The sequence below is a fragment of the Paenibacillus sp. 2TAB19 genome (assembly GCF_052115185.1).
GTDB lineage: Bacteria > Bacillota > Bacilli > Paenibacillales > Paenibacillaceae > Pristimantibacillus.
In genome coordinates this window covers 1-22,910 of record NZ_JBFRGE010000055.1, presented here as the reverse complement: position 1 = coordinate 22,910, position 22,910 = coordinate 1, and the positions used below count along the sequence as shown (strand labels likewise).

The 22,910-nt window shown below is 51.5% G+C and carries 17 protein-coding genes; 7 read left to right on the top strand and 10 right to left on the bottom strand.

Translation table 11 applies throughout. The features are described 5' to 3' along the window. Positions 1-441: 441 nt before the first annotated feature. The 7 genes from AB4Z33_RS21635 to AB4Z33_RS21605 all read right to left on the bottom strand — a co-directional run bounded on the left by AB4Z33_RS21635 (position 442) and on the right by AB4Z33_RS21605 (position 8,413). Positions 442-1,335 (bottom strand): DMT family transporter, encoded by an 894-nt coding sequence (locus AB4Z33_RS21635; RefSeq protein ID WP_442051872.1) that lies wholly within the window; start codon positions 1,333-1,335, stop codon positions 442-444. A 23-nt stretch (positions 1,336-1,358) separates the two neighbouring features. Further along, a complete protein-coding gene (locus tag AB4Z33_RS21630; RefSeq protein ID WP_442051871.1) occupies positions 1,359-2,432 on the bottom strand; it encodes an ABC transporter substrate-binding protein in 1,074 nt (357 codons plus the stop codon). Next, entirely contained in the window at positions 2,429-3,241 is an 813-nt protein-coding gene (locus AB4Z33_RS21625; protein WP_442051870.1) for an ABC transporter permease, read from the bottom strand. Before AB4Z33_RS21625 ends, AB4Z33_RS21630 begins: the two co-directional genes overlap by 4 nt. Continuing rightward, on the bottom strand, positions 3,225-4,043 hold the full coding sequence (locus tag AB4Z33_RS21620; RefSeq protein WP_442051869.1) for an ABC transporter permease: 819 nt from the start codon (positions 4,041-4,043) through the stop codon (positions 3,225-3,227). The genes AB4Z33_RS21625 and AB4Z33_RS21620 overlap by 17 nt, the downstream gene beginning before the upstream one ends. Next, positions 4,033-5,145: an ABC transporter ATP-binding protein gene (locus AB4Z33_RS21615; protein ID WP_442051868.1), complete on the bottom strand. Its 1,113-nt coding sequence runs from the start codon at positions 5,143-5,145 to the stop codon at positions 4,033-4,035. Before AB4Z33_RS21615 ends, AB4Z33_RS21620 begins: the two co-directional genes overlap by 11 nt. 368 nt (positions 5,146-5,513) lie before the next feature. After that, on the bottom strand, positions 5,514-7,754 hold the full coding sequence (locus tag AB4Z33_RS21610) for a YhgE/Pip family protein (protein WP_442051867.1): 2,241 nt from the start codon (positions 7,752-7,754) through the stop codon (positions 5,514-5,516). 77 nt (positions 7,755-7,831) lie between these two features. Continuing rightward, entirely contained in the window at positions 7,832-8,413 is a 582-nt protein-coding gene (locus AB4Z33_RS21605) for a TetR/AcrR family transcriptional regulator (protein WP_442051866.1), read from the bottom strand. A 238-nt stretch (positions 8,414-8,651) separates the two neighbouring features. On the opposite strand from AB4Z33_RS21605, the gene ytxJ reads away from it, so the two are divergent. From ytxJ to AB4Z33_RS21575, 6 genes are all read left to right on the top strand, one after another. Further along, a complete protein-coding gene (gene ytxJ, locus AB4Z33_RS21600) occupies positions 8,652-8,990 on the top strand; it encodes a bacillithiol system redox-active protein YtxJ (protein WP_337104271.1) in 339 nt (112 codons plus the stop codon). Positions 8,991-9,216: 226 nt separating this feature from the next. Then, entirely contained in the window at positions 9,217-10,467 is a 1,251-nt protein-coding gene (locus AB4Z33_RS21595; RefSeq protein WP_442051865.1) for an S-layer homology domain-containing protein, read from the top strand. Between the two features lie 89 nt (positions 10,468-10,556). Continuing rightward, on the top strand, positions 10,557-11,171 hold the full coding sequence (locus tag AB4Z33_RS21590) for a PH domain-containing protein (RefSeq protein WP_337104269.1): 615 nt from the start codon (positions 10,557-10,559) through the stop codon (positions 11,169-11,171). 174 nt (positions 11,172-11,345) lie between these two features. Next, a complete protein-coding gene (locus tag AB4Z33_RS21585; protein ID WP_442051864.1) occupies positions 11,346-12,059 on the top strand; it encodes a response regulator transcription factor in 714 nt (237 codons plus the stop codon). Beyond that, positions 12,037-14,187, top strand: a complete 2,151-nt coding sequence (locus tag AB4Z33_RS21580; RefSeq protein ID WP_442051863.1) for an ATP-binding protein — start codon at positions 12,037-12,039, stop codon at positions 14,185-14,187. Before AB4Z33_RS21585 ends, AB4Z33_RS21580 begins: the two co-directional genes overlap by 23 nt. 165 nt (positions 14,188-14,352) lie before the next feature. Beyond that, positions 14,353-17,202 (top strand): glycosyl hydrolase family 28-related protein, encoded by a 2,850-nt coding sequence (locus tag AB4Z33_RS21575; protein WP_442051862.1) that lies wholly within the window; start codon positions 14,353-14,355, stop codon positions 17,200-17,202. Positions 17,203-17,290: 88 nt separating this feature from the next. On the opposite strand, the gene AB4Z33_RS21570 is transcribed toward AB4Z33_RS21575, so the two are convergent. Together AB4Z33_RS21570 and AB4Z33_RS21565 are read right to left on the bottom strand one after the other, a co-directional pair. After that, positions 17,291-19,309, bottom strand: coding sequence for a copper amine oxidase (locus tag AB4Z33_RS21570; RefSeq protein ID WP_442051861.1), 2,019 nt, complete (start codon positions 19,307-19,309; stop codon positions 17,291-17,293). Between the two features lie 276 nt (positions 19,310-19,585). Next, positions 19,586-20,458: a hypothetical protein gene (locus AB4Z33_RS21565; protein ID WP_442051860.1), complete on the bottom strand. Its 873-nt coding sequence runs from the start codon at positions 20,456-20,458 to the stop codon at positions 19,586-19,588. 236 nt (positions 20,459-20,694) lie between these two features. Here AB4Z33_RS21565 and AB4Z33_RS21560 point away from each other — a divergent pair, with 236 nt between their 5' ends. Beyond that, positions 20,695-21,363: a hypothetical protein gene (locus AB4Z33_RS21560; protein ID WP_442051859.1), complete on the top strand. Its 669-nt coding sequence runs from the start codon at positions 20,695-20,697 to the stop codon at positions 21,361-21,363. A gap of 212 nt (positions 21,364-21,575) precedes the next feature. On the opposite strand, the gene AB4Z33_RS21555 is transcribed toward AB4Z33_RS21560, so the two are convergent. Then, positions 21,576-22,796 (bottom strand): IS256 family transposase, encoded by a 1,221-nt coding sequence (locus AB4Z33_RS21555; RefSeq protein WP_442051858.1) that lies wholly within the window; start codon positions 22,794-22,796, stop codon positions 21,576-21,578. Between the last annotated feature and the right edge of the window lie 114 nt (positions 22,797-22,910).

Sequence of the window (22,910 nt, the reverse complement as noted above, 5' to 3'; positions counted from 1 at the left end):
TTCATTTAGTGTTAGATAGAGTGACACCTGACATGAAGAGCGATAATCGCCGTCGTATCAGCGTTTTCTTCCCTTCAAACTTCTTAAAAACTTTAAATATTTGGGTATTTTCATCGAAAAACGTACGTAAAAACGATTCCTGTCCATACGTAACAATCCGTGTTATGTTTTCTGTGTATATGCTATTTTTTATCTTCTACCGCATATGAATTCCTCCCCTTAGTGAGCAGTTGCGGACAGGAGCGATTCTAACGAAAGTATTAGCGCACAATCCCCGTCATTACGGGCTGAGAGACCGTAATCCGCGCAAAAATAACGCCGCTACAGTCCGTTACGACTAACTACTAACTCCAGCAGCCTGCAGCAATAAAAAAAGACTGTTCCGAGCAAGATCGTATGACCTCATTCGAAGCAGTCTTTTTGAAACAATCCCCTGCCAACCTATGCCTTCTTACGTTCTACGCTGATCCACACAAGTCCAGCCGCCATAAGCGCCGCCCCGCCTATCTGCAGCATAGCGATCCGCTCGTCGAACAAAATATAACCCGCTATAACCGCTGCTGCCGGCACCGCATAACGGAAAAAGTTCGAGCGCGTCGCGCCTACTTTGAACATGCAAGCGTTCCATACGACAAATGCAAGCACCGTGCAGATAAGTACGTTATACGCAATGGACAACCATTGCTCCGTCCCTAGACTTTGCCAATCGGTCTGCCCCCATGAGCCGATCGTCAGCGGCAGCATGAAGATAGCGCCGAATACAATCGTCCACGTACTCACACGCAGCGCTGAGTACTGTTTCATAAGCGAGACCGAGCTCAAGTTGAACAAAGCGCCRATGATGCTGACGCCGAATGCCATCGCATTGCCAAGCATATTGTCGGACGAAAGCGCGAAGCCTTCATCGCCGCCAAGAATAACGAAGCATACGCCGATCATCGCGATGACTCCGCCGACCACAAGCCGCGAAGTAATCGTCTCGCGGGTGAAAAGCGGCGCGAACAAGGCGACGAAGATCGGCCATGGCGCCACGTTCAGCAACGACGCATTCGCAAGCGTCGTATATTTAATGGAGTACATGACGGTAATCTCAAGAAGCGTAATGCCAAGCAAACCGATTAGCATCAACTTCGGAACGAGACGCCACGGTACGCCGACATTGCCCTCCGTAAGCTTCAAGATAAGGAAGAAGAACGGGATCGCGACGCCGAAACGCAGAAATGAAAATACGATCGGATGGAACGACTCCATCGCAAGCCGCGAAATACCGAAATTCGCCCCCCATATAACGGCAACAAGCACGAGGCCGGCATAGTTCAGCCACTTCTTATTCATGATGTATGTTTCCCCATTTACTCTTATTTGCTGTGCATCTTGAACTCCAGGAACAGCTCATTATAGTGAGCCAGCATCTTCTTACCCAAGTTGTCGTACACCTCAAGCTTACTCGTCAGCTCTTCGCTCGGGTAGAACCGTTCATCGCCCGATATATCCTCCGGCAGCAGCGCCAGCGCATCCTTGTTCGGCGTCGAGTAGCCAACGTATTCCGTATTCTGCGCAGCGACTTCGGGATCGAGCATAAAGTTAATGAACTGATGCGCCCCTTCAATATTGCGGGCCGTCTTCGGTATGACCATATTGTCGAACCACAGATTCGAGCCCTCTTGCGGCACAACGTAATCCAGCTTCTCGTTCTCACCCATAATTTCCGAAGCATCGCCGGACCATACGAGCCCTACAGCCGCCTCCTCGCCCGCAAGCAGCATCTTGATCTCGTCGCCGACAATCGCCTTCACGTTAGGCGTTAGCGTTCCCAGCTTCGCTTTCGCCTCCTGCAGATGCGCCTCGTCGGTATCGTTCAGCGAGTAATGAAGGCTGTTCAGCCCCATGCCTATAACTTCGCGAGCGCCGTCGAGCAACAGGATCTGATTGCGCAGACGCTCGTCCCAGAGATCGTCCCAGCTCGTAAATGCAATGCCGTCCACCAGCTCCGGGTTGTAGACGATGCCAACCGTTCCCCAGAAATACGGGATCGAATACGCGTTATCCGGATCGAACGATAGATTCAAGAAGTTATCGTCGATATGCTTCAGGTTCGGAATTTTCGAATGATCGAGCGGAATGAGCAGATCTTCTTCTTTCATTTTGCTAATCGCGTATTCGGAAGGAATGCTCACATCGAACGTTGTACCGCCTTGCTCGATCTTCGTCATCATCGCTTCATTGGAATCGAATGTCTGATAGATGACCTTGATGCCCGTCTCCTCTTCAAACCGATCAAGCAGTTCGGGATCGATATAATCGCCCCAGTTATAGATCGTCAGCGTATTGCCGCCCGTATAGCCTTCGCTCGAATTCAGATAGGAAGTCAAGTACATAAGCCCAAGCGCAACAATAATGACGGTCGCGAACATTCTAACCAGCTGTTTCATGCCCGTCCCTCCTTACCGGCCTTGCCAGCCCCGCCATTGCTCCGCCGATTAATGAAGTAGTAGCCGATAACGAGCAGAATGGTGAATAGGAATAGCAGCGTCGACAACGCGTTGATCGATAACGATACGCCTTGACGCGCCCGTGAGTAGATCTCGACAGATAGCGTAGAGAAGCCATTGCCCGTTACGAAGAACGTAACGGCGAAGTCATCGAGCGAATACGTCAGCGCCATGAAGAAACCGGCGAATATGCCCGGCTTAATATATGGCAGCACAACCTTCGTGAGTACATTCCACGAGCTTGCGCCCAGATCGCGCGCCGCATCGATCAGCGTAGAGCTCATCTCCTCTAGCTTCGGCAGCACCATAATAACAACGATCGGGACACTGAAAGCGATATGAGACAACAATACGGACATGAAGCCAAGCTTAATGCCGATAATCGTAAACAGAATTAAAAATGAAGCGCCGATAATAACGTCCGGGCTTACAATCAGCACGTTGTTCAGCGTCAGCAGCGTCTGTTTCGGCCGATTGCGTCTCATCTGGTGGATAGCTATCGCGCCAAAGACGCCAAGGACGGTCGATAGCGCCGCAGACAGCAAGGCAATAACGAACGTATTCAACACGATAATGAGCAGCCGTGTATCTTGAAATACTTCAACATAATAATCGAACGTGAAGCTCTCGAAGTCGCGCATCGAGCCGCCGCTATTGAAGGAATAGAACATCAAGTAAAAGATCGGCGCATAGAGCAGCGCAAATACGATTACGAGATAAATGTTCGACCATTTATTTTTTTCGCGCAACGACCGCACCCCGCTTTCGGTTGCCTGTCAGAAGCATCATTAGAGCCATCGCAATGACGAGGAATACGGCTATGGTCGCGCCCATGCCCCAGTCTTGCGTGACGAGAAAATGCTGCTCAATCGCCGTACCGAGCGTAATAACCCGGTTGCCAGCGATCAGGCGTGTAATCATAAAGAGCGACAGCGCCGGAATAAACACTGCCATGCAGCCCGCCTTCACGCCGCTGATCGTCAGCGGGAATACGACGCGGCGGAACGTCGTCCAAGAGGACGCGCCTAGATCGCGCGCAGCGTATACAAGCGATGGATTCATTTTCTCCAGCGCATTGAAGATCGGCAGCACCATGAACGGGATGAAAATGTACACCGATACGAACAGGAAGCTGAAGTCGGTGAACAAAATTTGTTGCGTGCCGATGCCCAGCACTTCAAGCACCGAGTTGGCGAAGCCGTATGTACCGAACAAGCCGATGAACGCATAGGCCTTCAGCAGCAAATTGATCCAACTCGGCAAAATAATAAGCAGCAGCCATAACTGCTTATGCTTCGCGCGGGTTAAATAATACGCCGTCGGGTACGAGACGAGCAGCGAGAACGCCGTAATTAAGAACGCGTACCAGAACGAGCTTAACGTCATTTTCAAATAGACAGGGGTGAAAAAGTTAACATAGTTGCTGAACGTGAAGTTACCTTCCACGTCGAAAAACGAATAATAAGCAATCAGCACAATAGGCGCAATGACGAACAACACGATCCATGCCGCGTAGGGCACGAGATAGAAGCTTCGTGATCTATTCGACATCGGCAGCCTCGCTGTCGCTGTACGATTCCAGCCGCTTATCGAATTCCTCTTCCGTCTCCCCAAGCCTCATGACGTGAATCGCCTCCGGATCGAAGGTTAAGCCGATCTGCTCGCCAACCGTTGCTTTGCGCGTGGAGTGGACAAGCCATTCATTGCCCGCTTCGTCCAGGCAGCATATCTCGTAATGAACGCCGCGGAATAGCTGCGAGTCGACCTTCACTTGGAGCTTGCCTTGATCCGGCTTCGTAATCTCCAAGTCTTCGGGACGAATGACGATCTCTACTCCCTCGTCTTTGTTAAGCCCTTGGTCAACGCACTCGAATAAGCGGCCGGCGAATTCGACCTCGAAGTCCTGCTTCATGCGGCCCGGCACAATATTCGATTCGCCGATGAAGTCGGCTACGAAACGGTTGATCGGCTCATCGTAAATATCGGTCGGCGAACCGCTCTGTTGGATTTTCCCCTCATTAATAACGAAAATCTCATCCGACATCGCCAGCGCTTCCTCTTGGTCATGCGTAACGAAAATAAACGTAATGCCCAGACGGCGCTGCAGCTCGCGAAGCTCGTACTGCATCTCCGTCCTCAGCTTAAGGTCCAGCGCCGACAACGGCTCGTCCAGCAATATGATTTCCGGCTCGTTCACGATCGCGCGCGCGATCGCGACACGCTGGCGCTGACCGCCGGACATCTCAGTGATCTCGCGCGACTCATAACCGACCAGGTTAACGAACCGAAGCGCGTCCTTTACTTTGGCGGTGACGTCGGCGTTTTTCATTTTTTTGATACGCAGTCCGAAGGCGACGTTCTCGAACACATTCAGATGCGGGAACAGCGCGTAATCCTGGAACACCGTATTCACTTGGCGTTCATTCGCAGGCACGCGGTTAATGACTTTGCCATTGAAGTAAATCTGTCCCTCCGAAGGCTCCGTGAACCCGGCAATCAATCGAAGGATGGTCGTCTTGCCGCAGCCAGACGGTCCGAGCAGCGTATAGAACTTGCCCCGCTCGATGGTGAAGCTAACATCTTTCAGTACTGCGTCATCATTATCGTAACGCTTCGTAACATGTTCAAAGCGAATAATCGTTTGATCCGGCATTCCGCATTCCCCTTTAGCTATAAAGAAACACTTGTGATTATACAGTATATCAGTAAATCGGCAATAGCAATCATAAAGTCGGCTATTATCACGCGCCGATTATCCGCTCTATCTCTTCCAGCTTTCTGTAAGCGCATATACGCTCTTACAGCATAATGTGGGCTTACCCTTCTACTCATCCTCCATCCGTAAGCGCATATACGCTCTTACAGACCAAACACACTAGCTACTCCCCGCGTGTAAGTTCATATATGCTCTTATAGCTCATTTCCTGCCACCGCCGACTAAACAAAATAAAGAGGCAAGCCCCTCACCTATGAACAACCGTTCACGGTGGTCAGGCCTCGCCCCTCTACTTACTCATTGCTTTATGCTAATGTCGTTGTCGCAGTCTCGCTGCCATTCTCGCCTTTCGTCTTGTGATGGCTGTACGTGAAGTAACCATACGAGAGAAGCGCGAACAGCAATGCGATACCAGCAAGAATCAAGCTGTCGCTCCATAACGAGCTGTAGTCGCCGCTTGAAATAATATCTCTAAAGCCCGCTACCGAATAGGTCATCGGCAGCCATGGCGATATCGCTTGGAGCCAATCTGGCACCAGCTCGATCGGGAACGTACCTGCGGAGCTCGTCAATTGGAAGATAAGCAATATGATCGCAATGAAACGGCCCGGGTTGTTCATCGAAGAAGCGAGGAACTGAATAATCATCATATAGGTAATGCTCGTCAGCACAGAGTAACCAACGAATAACGGCACACTCGTCACTTGCAGATCGAGCAGATACAACAGCGCCGCATCGGCGATAAGCGCTTGAATCGTACCAATCGCCACGACTGTCAACGCTTTGCTCAAGAACCAGCTCCAACCGTTAACCGGACGGATCATCGGATCGCGTACCGAATATACAATCGTAAGCATCATCGCGCCAACATATAGACCTAGCGATAAGAAGTACGGCGCTAGTCCAGTGCCGTAATTATCGACCTCGCTTACTTTCTCGACATCAAGCTGGATGGGATCGGCGAACATATCGACCATCGGATCGGTCAGATCCAGATCCGCCGTCTGATCCGATGCCTCGCTCAGCTTACCCGACAACTCTTGCGTGCCGTCCTCCAGCTTGAGCAGCCCGGTCGTCATATCCTTCGCACCGACTTCTAGCTTCACAGATCCGTCAACGAATGGCCCTACGTTCGATTGCAACGTATTCAATCCATTCGCCAGCGTAGCAACACCGCTATTAAGCTTCTCCGCTCCTGCCGCAATATCTTTGCTGCCATCAGCCGCTGCCGACAGCTTCTCGCCGAACTGCTTCATACCGCCGCTAAACTGCTCCGCACCGGCAACCAATTGCTTGCCGCCGGCACTAAGCTCATCCGCGCCTTTCGAAGCTGCCGTCGCTTTCTCGTCGAATTGACTCAATCCCGCTGTCAGGTTCGCCAGACCACCATTAAGCTGGTCCGCTCCCGAGCTTAATTGCTTTTGTCCCTCTGCAGACTTCGACAGCCCTGCGGCCAGCTCTCTGCTCGACGCCAGCAATCCGCTGAAGCTTTCATCCTTCGCAAGCTCCGGATCAGCTTGCGCCAGCTGCGCTAGATCGTTCGCGAGCTTCGCCGCGCTTGCTGCCAGCTTCGCCTCACTGGCGGCTGAATCGCTCAGCCCGCCGGCGATCTGCCCCGCAGCCTGCTTCGCATCTTCGCTGCCTGTGGCAAGCGTGCTGCTAGCATCCGCCAGCTGTGTCAAGCCGCCGGCAAGCTCGCTCGCTCCCGCGCCGAGCTTCGACGCTCCCGCACCGAGCGACGCGCCGCCGCTTGCGAGCTGCTGCTGCGCTGCCGACAGCTGCGCCAGTCCGCCCGACAGACCAGCCGTTCCGGCGCTTAACGAAGCAGCGCCTTCACCGAGCTCAGAGCTGCCGTTCGCCAGCTTCGCCACTCCCTCTTGAAGGGCGACGCTGCCGCTGACCAGCTTGCTTAGATTCTCCTGAATCAGCTTCGCGCCATCTTTCGCCTTCGTCGTGCCGTCCGCAATTTCCGTAGCACCGCCAGCCGCCTTGCCAATTCCGTCGGCCAGCTCTTCCATCTGCTCGAACACCGTTCTCGTATACGCCGACGTCACTTCCTTATTCAGCTCCGCCTTCATCGTATCAACGGCCTTGCTGCCGATTTGCGAAGCAAGGAAGTTAAAGCTCTCATTCGACAAATACGTAATTTGCGCAGGTACGGGTTGGTCGGAATTAAGCGACGTTGTTTTCTCCGAGAAATCCGAAGGAATTTCAATCGCCATGTAATAGTCATGGTCTTCCATGCCTTTCAGCGCGTCTTCCTTGCTTACGAAATGCCATTCGAACTTTTCGTTTTCCTTTAGTTCTTCCGTAAAATCATCGCCGATATGCAGCGTCTCCTCGTTGTACGTATACCCCACATCGGCGTTAACGACCGCCACCGGCATTTTGTCCAAATTCCCGTACGGATCCCAAAAAGCGCTAATAAACATCGACGAATACATCACCGGTATGACCATAACTCCAGCTATCGAAATAAGCAGCATCTTGTTTTTGCCGATGCCGGACAGCTCCTTGCCGAACTGCTTCAATCCGAACCACTTCATAATTATCCACTCTCCCGCATACTTTATGACCATATTTGTCATTCGGTCACTTTTTCTGATGAAAAAAGGCATCCCAGTTACCTAGGAGCCATAACCAAACCTTCTTGCAAATAAAACCGCAGCCGATCGGATACTTCGCCCTTCTCAAGCGGCTTGTAAGCCTTATTCCAATCGACGGTTAATGCCATATATAATTTCAGCATGACGAATGCTGTCATCTCCGGATCACAAGGCTTAATCTCGCCTTTATCAATCGCAATCTGCACTTGCGACTTAATATATCCTACCACAGCCTGTTCAATCTGCCTTAAACCCTCGATCGCCATTGGCGTTCCAATCTCGCGTACCTCATGCGACAACTTAAGCGCAAGCTCATGCTTTTCGCGGAATTCAAGCAATTGCTCAAGCGCTGCGTATAAATTATCGAAGAACCGCTTATTCGGGTCGATAACCGTCTCCGCCACTAACCTCATATGATGAAGCAGCTTCTTCATAATTTCTTGGAACAGCTCTTCCTTATTCGCGAAAAAAGTGTAGATCGTCCCTTTGCCGACATTCGCGATCTTGGCGACCTGGTCCATTGTTGTCGCTTTGTAGCCAAATAACGCGAACGACCTTTCTGCCGCTTCTACGATTTGTTGCCTGCGATCAACAGCCATTTGCCCACCTCCGCACCCTTGTCGTTTTTACATCCTCATATTTCTGACTGAATGACCAAAAAACCAATTTAGTCATTTTTCCTGAAGTCATCATATCACGACCATTAATCAAACGCAATACGCCAATAAGACGATTATTATCGCACCGTGCCGCAAAGATGCTTTTAACAGCAATTAACGTTATACTAGGGAGACAAGTCCTGCCTATTCAATCATACAAAAAGGAGTGTTACCTATTATGTCTTATAAAGAAATTACGACTATCGAAGAATGGAACAGCGCGCTCGAGGGCTCCGATTCCCGTCCTGTCGTTGTCCTTAAGCACAGCACAACCTGCCCGGTTAGCGCGAATGCGTTTAACGAATTCAATCAGTATTTGAACGACAAGCCGCGCGAAGACGTAGACTACTTGCTCGTTAAAGTAATCGAGTCCCGCCCGGTATCGAACCAAATCGCGGAAGATACTTCGGTCAAGCATGAATCGCCGCAAATCTTGTACATCGACAAGAAGGCTAAAGTATGGACAGCCTCCCACTGGTCGGTAACGAAGGCTCATATCACAGCCGTCCTCGACTAATTTAACAGTTCCAAACATGCCATTCATCCCGGATGTTCGCTAACCATTAGCGGATGTTCGGGATTTTTTGTCGTGTCGGCCTATGACGGATATGCTGTCCGACCTAACCGTTATGCGCCCAACTAACCCCATTCGCAATAGTTATAAAGGCAGTTCTCTCCCTTCATTAAATATGGTTATCTAGAACTCGAGGCATTCGTTTATAAATTAGGAGGAAATGATTTTAATGAAGCGTTATGTTCTGTTATTCTTTACGATTACTTTACTGACATTCGGGTCTGCAGGCGCATTTGGCACCCGCATCGACCACGCCTCCGCAGCAACCGCTCCCTTCAAGGACACACGCGGACACTGGGCCGAACAGACGATTGCCGAGATGGTGAAGCGCGGCGTTCTTGCTGGCTATCCCGACGGCAATTTCAAACCTCAAGCCCCCGTTCAAGTCGATCAATTCATCAAAATGCTCATTTTTTCCTATTCCGATTTGCATTTGAACGGCTCGAGAAGCTGGTCCTCGGGCTTCCTGCAATCGTTAAGCTCGGAGAACCAGGCGATTCTTAAGCAGGACTATCGCTACTTTACGTTCACTCCGAACACGGTCGGGTACTGGGCCAAGGATTTCATCGAAATCGCCAGCGACCTCCACTTCCTGAACAAAAGCCGCTACAGCGACTTCCAAGCCAACATGACCCGCGAGAACGTCGCCGAGATCATCTACTACACCCTGCAAGAAACGGAGTTTCTGGAGGACGGCATATTCGGTCAAAAGATGGCGCAAGCGTACGGAGACATTATGGGCGCGTCCGAGCGCGAACAGAAGTTTATTGCCGAGTCGCTCGTCAAAGGCATTATGGTCGGCTACCCGAACGGCTTCTTCGGCGTAGGCGATACCGTTACCCGGGCGGAAGCGCTCGTTATCTTGAATAGGCTGACCGATAAGACCAAACGACTCGCCGTTAAGGTATCGCCCGAGAAGCTCGAACGCATCGTTCCAACGGCCGGCGGCGGCAACAAGATCGTTGTCTTCCCGGACAAGCGGATGTGGGACGCCTATGAAGCGCTGAGCGCAGCTGGCCAACTGCGCGGCTCGAATCATGATTTATACGAAACAACTCTGCGCCTGTTCAAAGACCAATCGGAGAAGGACAGCGTTACTAACCATGCTTCCGGGACTTCCGCCGCAACGGAGGAAGCTGCCATTTGGCTTGACCCGCAATACAACACCTATGGCGTGACGATCCGTCTGCGCGAAGGGGCATTGGCACGCAATTCCGAGGTTGTCGATCAGTTCGCCAATCAGCTGTTCGGTTACAACGCCTATGCATTCCGCGAGCTGTTCGCAGACATTTGCAAACGCGTCGAAAGCGGCAGCAAAGTCGCTTCGCAGCAAACAACGATTGGCAATGACAACGTCAATATTCAAGTCGACAGCGCCGCCAAAACGGTCATTTTCTCGATCGCTGCAAAGAAAGCTTAAGCGCGGCAGCGCAAAATCGATAACATTTTTTCCAGCAATTATTATATAATGTGTGGGTACGTTATTTTTACGTAGAGAGGATTGGTTCGATGTTTGGCAAAATAGCAGCGGATGTGCTTGGCCTGAGCGACGTAGGCTCCGTTATTCATCCCAATAATTATGACAAAGTAGATTCCGATGATTACGTCTTGCACGAGGACGACGAGAAAATTTATTTCCTGATCAAATCGAAGGCCGACGAATACTGCTTCACGAACTTAGCACTCATTCATCTCGACGGCACGAGCGCAATGAGCAAAAAGCGTACGCTTAGACGTTACCCGTATGCGACCAACCCGATTGCTAATGTATCGATGGAGACAGCCGGGACGGTCGATCTCGACGTGGAGATTAAGTTCACGATCGGTCCCGTCGTTCTCAGTATCGACGTGCACAAGAAGCATATCGAGGAGCTTAAGGATCTGTACAAAGCGCTTATGAAAATTTCCGAAATTACACACGAAAATAACTTGACGCTCGAATTCGCCAGAAACAGCTTGAACATGGCATCCACGACGATCCAGTCGGTCCATAAGGGCGACTTCAATGTCGTATCGCAGTTCGATGCGATTAACAAAGCAGCCTTCACTTGGATGGTAGACACGCATAAGCAATATAAAGTAAAAGATTTCGGTTCAATCTTCGAGCGTTATATCAATCAGTAATGCCAATAGCATCCTGCAATAAGCCGGCGCATCAAGCGTCGGCTTATTTTTGTTCACCCTCAAGGTATTGTCATGTCATATAAACTAACATATTTGTTGCATAAACCTCACTTTCGCGTTTATATTTAAGACATACACTGCTCTCTTAACTTTGACATAAAGAGGTGAACGGACATGACGAGAGAACTCATCTTAACCGTAGACGACGAAATTAGGATCGGCGAGCTCGTTGGCATGTACTTGACGAAGGATGGATTCCGCCATTTAAGCGCGACAAGCGGCAAGCAGGCTATCGAGCTAGCCGAGAACGAGCAGCCTTCATTAATCGTCCTTGACGTACTGCTCCCCGATATGGAGGGTTATGAGCTGTGCGCTAGGCTGAGACAGAAGACCGATGTGCCTATCGTCTTCCTCACCTGCAAAGATACCGAGATCGACAAGGTGGTCGGGCTGAGCGTCGGCGCAGACGACTATGTGAGCAAGCCGTTCAGTCCGATCGAGCTGGTCGCCCGCATTAAGGCGCAACTGCGCCGAAACCGCATCGTCCGTGACAGAGTAGCCCCCGTTGTCTCCAACTCCATTACTTCCGACCATGTACAGCTCAAGATCGACGCCCATGAGGTGTACGTAGACGGCGTCAAGGTCGAGTTGTCCGCCAAGGAGTTCCAACTCCTCTCTTATCTCATGCAAAATGCGAGACAAGTGCTGACGACCGAACGTCTGCTAAGCCATATTTGGGGCTACGAGAACAGCCTCGATACGAAGACGCTGCAAGTGCATATCGGTCATCTCCGCAAGAAGATCGAACGCAATCCCGCAGCACCGGAGCGCATCGTCACCATACGCGGAATCGGGTACAAGTTCGATGAACCGATTAAAGAGATTTAATTCCACCCTTAAACCGCGCACCTTCGCCTTTCAGATGCTTGCGGCTATGTTGACCGTCTCTCTCGTCCCTCTTCTGCTTCTATCCATATTTGCCGGCAAGACCGTTACTTCGCAGCTTAGTCACTTCAATGCTAGGAATACGGCTATGACCGAAAAAAATTACATAAGCATGTATGAAGCCAATATCGACGGGCAGGTTCGCGCGATCGACACCGAACTCCGGCTTGTCGAAGATGCCGTACTGCTCTCGAAGTCTCTTGCTGAATCGATCTTCTCCTTGAAGCATAGCAATAACGGCGTGAAGCCGATCGTATTCACCTATGATAACGAAAGGGGCCGCTTCGTCGAGAAGAACGCGAATGGCGAGGGTGCCATCTCGGTACGCACGAATAACGCGAACAACTATCCATCGCCCGAGCTCGCGCGCGACTTGGCCAAGAGCAAGGCGCTGTTCCCTCTGTTCAAGTCCGAGACGTCGCGCAAGCCGAATATCGTGTCCATCTACTATATCCATCCGGCTGCCGGCTCGTTTTATTACCCTGAATACAACGGCTCGGCGAAGCGCAATCCGAATACGCCGATCTTCGCCCTCACCTCCTACCGCTTCTATTCGGATGCGCTTAATGTACGTCYGAATATTAACCGGGTCGCCTGGACGAAGCCTTACTACGACATTACGCCGCGAGGCTGGATGTTCACCGCTACGACGCCCGTCTATGATGAGCAGCGCGTGCTGCGAGGCGTAGTTGCCGCGGACGTAACAATCGAGCAATTCGTAGACAATGTGCTCGACACAAGATTCGGCGACGAGAACGGGTACGCCCTTCTGCTCGATCGCGACCACGAGCTGATCGCCGCCCAGCAGCACGGCATGGAGGAGATCGAGCAACTGAAGCTGGATACGCTGTTCAGCAACGATACGGTAGACAGCTATCGAAGCCTCAAAATTAACGGCGAGCAGAAGCTTATATTCAGCCGCTCGATACCAACGACCAACTGGATACTAGGCTACGTTATTCCCGAGCATAAGCTGCTGGAGCCGATTCACAGCGCAACGCAGGAACTCTCGGAGAAGACGCGCGATCAACTCATTATGCAACTGTCATTGCTTGGCGTAGTCGCTTTCTTTCTATGCGTTGCGCTTGCCTTCTACTTGCGCTCCAAAGTATCGCGGCCGGTCAACCTTCTGGCGGACGCTTTCGCCGAGCTCGGCGAAGGACAATTCTCCGCAGCGCCGAACGATACGAGGACGCTGGAATTCAATCAGCTGCTGCGGTCATTTAATCGCATGTCAACGAAAATCCGCGAGCTTATGGAGCAGCAGAACGAACATAATTTGCAGCTCGAGCATAAGGTCGAACAGCGTACGGAGCAGCTCAGTGAAATCAACTCCGAGCTTGCGATGCGGGTTGACGAACTCACGCGCATGGAGCATTGGCGCAAGGAGCTGCTCATGAACATATCGCATGACTTGAAGACGCCGATTACACTCATTCGCGGTTATATCGACGCCATAACGGACGGCACAATAGCTCCGGCCGATACAGGCATCTATCTGAAGCGGATTTATGAGGATATTCAGACCATCAACCAGTTCGTTCGAAATCTGAACGAGCTTAGTTTGCTGGAGACCCGTCAGCTAAGCGCCGAGTTCGACAGCGTGAATGCTGCAGCCTTCTTCGATACGGCAGCCGCGAAATGGACGGCCTACACACGACTGGAGAAGAGGCCATTCACAGCTGTTCGACCGCAACTATCAGCGCCGTTAATTATCAATGGCGATAAGCATCTAATCGCGAGAGTCATCGACAACCTCATCGATAATGCCCTTAAGTATTCCGATGCCGACTGCCCGATCAGTTTCACCATGGAGCATGCAGACGAAGCCGTCATCTTCCGCGTCACCGACGCCGGCGCAGGCATTCCGGAAGATGCCCTGCCGTTCATCTTCAATTCCTTCTACCGCGTCGACAGGTCGCGGAACAGCCGCATTCCCGGCAGCGGCCTCGGCTTGTCGATCGCTAAGGAAATCGCCGATATTCACGGCGGCGAGCTGACCGTAAGCCTTAACGAAATAGACGGCAGCGGCTGCGTCTTCTCGCTGTTAATTCCTTTAGCTGCTTCATAGCGGCAGCCCAATCTCCCCCCTCGGTTGGGCTGCCAAATCCCCTTCGCTAATTAGCCAATAATAGACCTAATTGTTTATACTCCCCTTATTGATCGGGCTCCGAGGCTGGGATAGGATGGAAACAACTTATCGAACCTTCCATCCTTTGCATAAGGAGCGTATGTAATGAAACGAATATCAAGACTCATTCCGCTAGCCATTCTTCTGTCGCTTGCATTCGCAGTAATACTGCTTTCGCCTACGTACGCCGCTAACGATCCCGCGCCAAATTGGCAGTTGATCGAACCACTCTACGAAAGCAGCTCCACGCTCATAGCCGCCTATTCCGCTCCAGAACACGGCATCGTCGGCGTCGGCATAACCGATGTCACCGGCAAACTCCAGTCCTTGCTTGACGCGTTAGGCAGACTAGGCGGCGGCACGCTGTTCCTGCCGGAAGGGAAATATGTCGTTCAAGGCAATCTGGTATTGCCGAAAGGGGTAACGCTGCGCGGCGAGTGGGCCAAACCGATCAAGGGACAACCCGTTCAAGGGACGGTTCTCATGGCATACGCCGGCAGAAACGACGCCGAAGCGCCCGCCTTCGTAACGATGGAGACCTCCTCCGGCATTCGAGATTTGTCCATTTGGTACCCCGAGCAATTGCCCGACGATATCGTCCCATACCCTCCCTCCGTCTTGCTCGGCAGACCTAACGTATGGGGCAACGAGAACTGCAATGTCACTAACCTAACTTTTGTTAACGCTTACTCGGGGATTGTGTTCTCCCATTCAAACGGAGGAACGAGCCCCGTTATTCAAAATATTTACGGCACACCGCTATCCCAAGGCATAGAGATCGATAATATTGTAGACGTCGGGCGGATCGATTGGGTCGATTTCTCGCCTGCGTATTGGGCAGGCTCCGGGCTGCCAGGCTCGCCCAACAGAGGCGAATCCTATGAACAATGGATCTATGAGAACGGCACCGGCATTATAATGAGGCGTAACGACTGGTCTTATACGAGCTATGTATCTATTGAGGGCTATGGCATAGGCTACCACGCCGCCCATTCTATAGCTACGCCAGGGGCGGTGCCGAACGGCCACCATTACGATCTGCACATCAAAGACGCTAAGACCGGCATCCTGTTCGACGGAGTAAGCGGCGTAGGCATTATGTTCACAAACATCAAGATCGAGCACAGTGTAAACGGCATCGTTGCAAGCTCCGAGCAGGAAGGGGCGCTTCAACTGTACGGCTGCAGCATCGAGGCCTCGGAGAAAGCGATCTATTCGAGCTCCGCCTCGTTAACGAAGCTGATGATGCGCCAATGCGATATTACAAGCGGAGAAGTCGCAATCGACGGAGGCACTTTGATCGCTTCCGACAATGATTTCAATAACCAATCGCCGCATGTAAGCTTGGGCGAAGAATCCCGAGCCATTCTAACCAGCAATCGGTTCAATGGCGATCCATTGATCGATAATCGATCGAAATATATATCGATCATCGATCATACGCCGGTCACCTACAAGCAGCTCCCACCCTTCCCCGTCATGTCGCCTCAGACTCACAAGCCGAAGCGACAGGCACTTTACGTCGTCACGGATGCGCCGTTCCAGGCGAAGGGTGACGGCAAGACGGACAATACGAAGGCCATCCAGCGGGCGCTGGACACTGCAGGCGATGAGGGCGGCGGCGTTGTATTCTTGCCTCCAGGCAAATACAAAGTGCTCGGCCGCCTCGTCGTTCCAGCCGGCGTCGAGTTGAAGGGTTCACTAGATAACGGTTCGGTACCAACAGGTCCAGGCAGCATTATTCAAGTATATGCCGACCGAGACAATCCGAACGGCGAGCCGTTCCTGAAGCTTGCGCAAGGCAGCGGGGTGCGCGGCCTCGTCTTCGATTACCCCGAGCAGCAAATGCCGAAGGTCTCGTCTTATCCTTATTTGATGCAGTCGCTCGGAAGCGATGTATACATTATCAACATCGGCATGCGAGGCGTCTATAACGGCATCGACWTATTCTCGCATCGTTCGGACCGCCATTATGTCGACTATGCCGCCGGACACGTCTTCCATAACGGCGTTACGGCGGGCGGCGGTTCGCAGGACGGAATTATAAGCAATCTGCAATTCAATCCGCTTCCCTACGCGGCGGGGCAAGAATCGAAATACGGCAGCTGGCCGAGCTCCCCCGCTAAGGACGAAGATTTCCAAGCCATCTACGATTACGGATATAACGAGCTCGATTTCCTGACGCTCGGCAACGTCAGCAATCAAATTCTGTACAATGTGTTTCACTTCGGCTCGGAGAGAGGATTGCTTCTGACCGAGGAGAACGGCATTGGACCATCGGGAATCAGCCTCGGCCTCGGCGTTGACGGAGCCAAACGATCGGTCGTCATCGAGAAGACTGGGGCGCAAGGCTTCGACTTCATAAATACGCAGCTCGTAACCATAGGGGCGGCAGAGGATCGACGCTATATCGAAACGGGGACCGGGTTTGACGGAGAAGTGACCTTCTTCAGCTCCGATCATTGGGGAGCGCCCGTCAACAGCATCGTGCTGGAGAATGGAACGGTGAATATGCTGCTCCCGCATTTCGAAAGCGCGGGCGAGCACGGCTTCTCCAACGTGAAGGACGGCGAACTTCGGATTAACAACGCCTTCATTCGCGGAGCTCATCCCCTATTTAACGCAGGCAAGGAGGCTCAGGTGACGGTCCAGTCCTCCATCGCCGATTCCCTCGGCATCCAGTGGCGCAACAATCCGTTATGGCAGCATAATCTCGCCAATTTGAAAATTATAGCGCCAAAGCCGCAAGCAACACCCGCAGGGCAGCCGGAGCAGGAACAGAATCCTTTGCCGGAGGAAACAGCAGCAGCCTCGGCAACCGAACCCGAATCCGCCGGGTCCGCCCCGTACGGCATTATCGCCGCCGTTGTCGCAGCTATAGCCGCAGCCGCGCTGGGACTGACGTTATGGCTGCGCAAGCGCAGAAAACAACAAGCCGACAAACCTAATCTATAAATCAGCAATGAAATAGCCCGTTCGCTTGCCTTCTTAGGCTCGCGAACGGGCTATTTCACTTTAGTCTATTAAGCTTGGATAACCTGTGTTATTGGGCAGCCGGATCAATGATCGGCAGGTCAAGCGTTGGCGTCTCGTTGAAGAAGTTCCAAGGCTTGATCATAGCCGTCACCCACTCCGTAGGCATGATCGGGAATTCTTCCGCACGCATGACGTGCGTCGTACCCGTTGTCAGCCATACGACCGAGTCTTCGCTTTCAATATCACGGTTTTGCTGCGTCCAGAGGCCAAGACCCGTGTCCGTATTATGCGTCGTGTATTTACCCTCCGAGTACAGCTCATCCTTCTTGTAAGGCGTAACCCAAATGTGATTATTAATGAATTCCGCACGTTTCAATACATAGTCCGTTTTCGTGAAGAGCGGTTCTTCCATGAACGGGTGCGTGCCGCCCGCGAACGGAATAACTTGGTAACCCGTCGTGTTTCCGAGGATGTTCTTTCTCGATTCGCTCTTAACGAGTACGATTTTGTCGGGATCGAACTTTTGAATCGCTTCTTGCTCCGTTTTGTAAGTTTTCTCTTGCATAATCATTTCGCTGCGGGCAAATTCCGGATTGGATACCGTAATCGCCTTAGGCAAAATTTCGCCAACGGAGTTCGTTTCACCGTCAACGTCCAAGTCCAGACGGTAGCTGAAGATATGCTGATGCGTAGGCGCTACAATGTTCTTATCCACAAGCGTGCCATTGCGCGTATCTTTTGCCGCCGTTGGGTCGGACATCGTTTTCGTGTCGACCGCTTTGGCTTGAGCAAGGCCCGTTGCGCCGGCCATCAGCTTGATTGAACCATTTTGCAGGAATACCCAGTCCAAAATGTAATCGTAGTTGCCGATTGTCGCAATCGCGCGAAGCACAAGCTCACGGCGTTCCCTTGCGTCGCCGTTATGCGACCATTCCGCATCGGCGTAACGTTCGAACAAGGCAAATGCGCTTTTAATTACGTTAGCTTTGCCCGCCGTGTCATTAAGCGCAGCGTCGAACAATGTTGMATTTTTCGGAACATCGGAACCTATATTGAGCGTACGAACCGACAAGCCTACGCCGTATTCGCCTGCGTCCATGAAAATTTTGTACAGCCAAGCCGGATCCGGATCGCCGTAAGGAACCATCATGCCGCCAAGACCGCCTTCGTACATGACCTTACGCTTGTCGCCGTTCTCCGTGTACGTAACAGTCGATACAATCGGACCTACACGCGGATCAAGACGGAAGTGGAACTTCCAGTTCTGCCAATCTACCATCGTGCCCTTAACCGAGAAGCTTGCGCCTTCAGGCTGGCTAATGATGAGCGGCTTGATTTCATCCGTGCGTTTTGTTTTGATTACTTTCGAGTAATCGTTCAGGTCTGTTGGAATAGGGGGCGTTCCTGTTTCATAAATTTTAAGCACTTTTTTCGCATTCAGGTCAACCAGGAAGGAAAGTCCGTCCATCGGGTGAGCCATGTTGTTCACCATACCCTCTACGCTCACTCGAGGTACGGAGATGGCAAGGCGCGATCCCGGAGGCGTCAGTTGCGGGCCGTAATCGCCCAGCGGACCGTCAGCGAACCGTACTTTGGACAGGTCGGTAAGACCGCGTTTCGCAAGCGCGGCGACCGCTTTTTCGTCCGCCTCAACAATGGACTCCGTTTGCCCCCACTCCGTATAGAGCGGCCAGCCGGTTTTGACTTCCTTCCAATAAGTGATTTTGTCGGTATCCAGATTAACCGTACCCTCGTAAGGTTTACTTCCTTTAATCAGCGTGAAAGTCGCTTCCCTCGGCAGCTTCGTGATCGGGTTCGCATCCCAAGCCCAAACCTTCGCTTTTTCCGGCTCTTCGAGCTTAATCTCGGAGAAATACATATCTTTGCTGCCATACTGGGAATCGCGAATAATTTGCGATGCTTTCTCAATCTCCTGCGGAGTTAGCGGATTCAGCGGGTGATAGACCATCTTGTTGATTTCTGCGGCACTCAGTCGATCGATGCCTAACGCTCCTGGCAGGAAGCTAACCGTGGCAAAAGCGACAGACAAAGCGATAACCGATGCAACCATCTTTTTCTTATTCATAGTTTCCCTCCGTTATGAACGTATTCTCGTGCGGTTATAATTGCTAGAATGTATGCCCACCCCTATCTCACACCATCGCATCCCTCTTCTCTTTCGATCTATGTCAATTATCCTAACATGCAAAGGTAATAATTCACGGAGGCCAAGGTAAAGGTTGCATAAGAACTTCCTCTCATTTCGGTAAAATGTTGCTGCCGATCTCTTCACTCCTTGCAGAGAACAAAAAAAGCCCCATCCTCGCATTCGCGAGGATAGAGGCTCGAATCGTTAATGCCGCTACACCTTAATGACGAACGGCACTACGAACGTCTTGCCGTTTCGTTGGAATTGCCCCCATACTTTGTACATGCCGCTTACAGGGAATGCTGCCCCGAACACAGCCTGAGGGCCTGATGACGCCCAGTTAAGCGGGTGAATATGGATGAACTGCTCCGTTGTCTGATCGATCGCAACAACATGGCCGACCGCCCCCAAGTAAAGCTCAAGATCCGTAATCGGATCACCCGTTTTCTCATCWGTAAACGTATAGGTCATGCTCATTTGCGTCTGCGGCGCGAGCTCATCCGAGAACTCGAGCTTCACCTTCATCCCGTCAACACTGGCCTCAAGCATCTCGCTCGGCTTAAGCACCGCTGAACCTGCCGCCGTGCCGCTCACCGTAACCAATCCGGTTCTCGTGAGCTCATTCAGCCCCGTCGGAACAAAGTCGGCATATAGTTTGAACTTGCCGCTAGCAGGGAATGTTACCGGCAGTTCGAATACACCGCCGCCTTTGTACTCCGGATGCACATGCTGGAAATGCTGCAGATCCTCGCTTACTACGATGAGATGCAGCAGCTTCTCATTCGTTATATCGAATGCATCGATCGGCTTACCGCCGCCTCCGGCAATCGATAGCGAAAGCTTGGACGGCATGCCTGCCTGCGGTTCACCCTCCGGCCATTCCAGTCGAATCGCCACGCTTTTCTCCGCCGCTGTCTCCGACCCCACCCCCGCATGGCGATGCGCCAAGGATAACGCGTACGGATCAAGGAACGGATCCGATAAATCACCAGTCGCCCCGGCATCCTTCGTTCCTTGCAAGAGAAATATCGCCGCAAGAACGAGCACGAACGCCGTCGATAATAACGTCCACTTGTACTTGACCAATCCGCCACCTCCTGCCTCATTCATGCGCTATGAAGCTATTGTATAGAAGTAGAGTAAAAGTAACGCCCCGCAAAAGTAAAAATAAAGTAAAGCTTTGTTAAAATTCAGCCAAGCAACAACGTAATCTTCCCCACATCGCCATGATGCGGTAGAATAGGAGCTAGACGAAGAACGTCCTGTTGCCATTTTTGGCGAGGGCGTTCTTTTTTTGTTTTCAGAACCAGGGAGCGAGTGGAATGGATCAGTTCGAGTTGGCGCACAAGGCGCTTATCGAGGAGCATTTGGAAAAAAGAAAAGGTGAGCGCAAAGGCCGTTTGCTAAGAGGTCACGGTTTCGGCGAGAGGCTGCTGCTTCAGAATGTATGGTGGCCGCTATTCGGCAGCTTTGAGCATTGTCATCCTGAATATGAAATCTACGATTGGAATCGAAAGTCTCAATTCTTGGACCTGGCTTACATTACCCCATTTGGCAAATTCGGCATTGAATGCGATGGTTTCCAAAGCCACATTAAGGATATGGATAGGGAACGGTTCAACTATACATTGAATCGAGACACCTTCCTTACGGGCWTAGGCTGGAAAATGATCCATTTCTCCTTCGATGATATTGAGCGCCGACCTGAACTGTGCCGCATGCTTTTGCAGCACGTTATTGGTCCTCATATGCTTCGCAAAGACCCAGATGGGACCAACGCCATCGCAGAGAAAGAACTGCTGCAATTCGCATGGCGTCTGGGGCGGCCGGTTCGCCCCAAGGATGTGTGCAGCCTCTTAAACATTGATTTCCGCACCGCCCGCAAGCTATTGCTCACCCTTGTCCAGAAAGGCTGGATGCGCAATATTTCGCAAGGCAAAACAGCCCGCTACTACGAGCTGACCGGCAACGCGCTTCACATGCTCCGGTAAACCGCAGCATCATCAATGTTACCTTCTTTCAGACCCTCCCCGTCGCCACGTTATTATTGAGCTATGTTGGATTTCTGCAGTAACTTTGGGCTGAATTGGCGGGTGCGGTGAGCTATGTTGGATTTTCGCAGTAACTTCGAGCGCTACACTGCCTTTTGGACACAAAGCAGGGTCAAGTCCAAAGTTGTGTGTAAAATCCTCGAACAGAAAGCCTACTCGTCGCGAGTAGGTTTTTCGGTTGTCTTTGGTGTTTTCTTTCGCCACTCGTGGTACTCGGTCATTTCAATATATTTCTTGCCTACCGACCATTTTTCATCCATCTCCATCAGTAACGCACCGAATAGTCGGATGACAGATTGTCGGTTGGGAAAGATGCGAATAACGCGTTCTCTCCGTCTAAGCTCGGCGTTAAGACGCTCTACCACGTTGGTTGTCCTTGTTCGAATTCTGCAGGTAAGAGGCAATGCGATGACAGCTGTTGCATCATCAAAGCCATCCTCCAGCACATTCAGCGCTTTAGGCGCTCTCTCTTCAAAAGCGCTCATGGTCTGTTCCAACAACGAACGAGCACTCTTTACATCTGCTGCTTCGTAAATAGCCCGCACATGAGCCTTCATTTCATCTCGTAGCGCTTTAGGCGTAGCATCTAGAATATTACGCATGAAATGGGTTTGGCATCGCTGCCACGTCGCTCCCTCGAAGTGTTCACGAACCGCTTTTACGAGTCCGCTGTGCTGGTCACTCGTTACGATGTCTACTCCGTGCAATCCGCGTTCTTTGAGATGACTAAATAGGCTTCCCCAAGTCGCTGCTGAYTCGGTGTCCCCTACGCTCAGCCCTAAAAGTTCACGGTAACCTTCCTCGTTAATCCCTGTTGCAATGAGTACGCCACGTGAGCGCACGCGGCCATCTTCACGTACTTTCACATACAAGGCATCTACAAGAAGGAAAGGATAGGCGAGCGTCAGYGGCCGGTTATTCCAAGCGTCTACAAGCGGATCGAGCTGCTTGCATAAATCGCTAATGGTCGATTTCGAAAAACCTGTTCCGCATAGCTCTTCTGTAATCGTTGTAACTTTGCGAGTGGAGACTCCATTGATGACCATCTCCATCATTGCTAACACAAGTGCCTGCTCACTTCGTTGGTAACGGGCAAACAGCTCTGTAGAGAACTCTCCGTTACGAAACCTCGGCACTTGCAACGTAATCTGCCCTACACGTGTGGAAAGCTTGTGCGGATACGAACCATTACGATAACCTTGCCGCTCTTCTGTACGCTCGTAATGCTCAGCYCCYAACTGTTCAGAAGCTTGAGCTTTCAACACTTGATTCARCACGGACTGCAGCAAGGCAGCCATTCCAACATCTTTCGATTCTCCTAGAAATAMTTGATGCAAAAGTTCGGAATCTACGCTAATCTGATATTGAGTCATACCAAAATCCCTCCAATGAATGTTGTCTCGACAACTCCATTCTAAACGAGGATTCTGGCTATGGCTCCCTTTTTTTGAGATCCTAGCTTTTTACACAAGTATACGGACTCAACT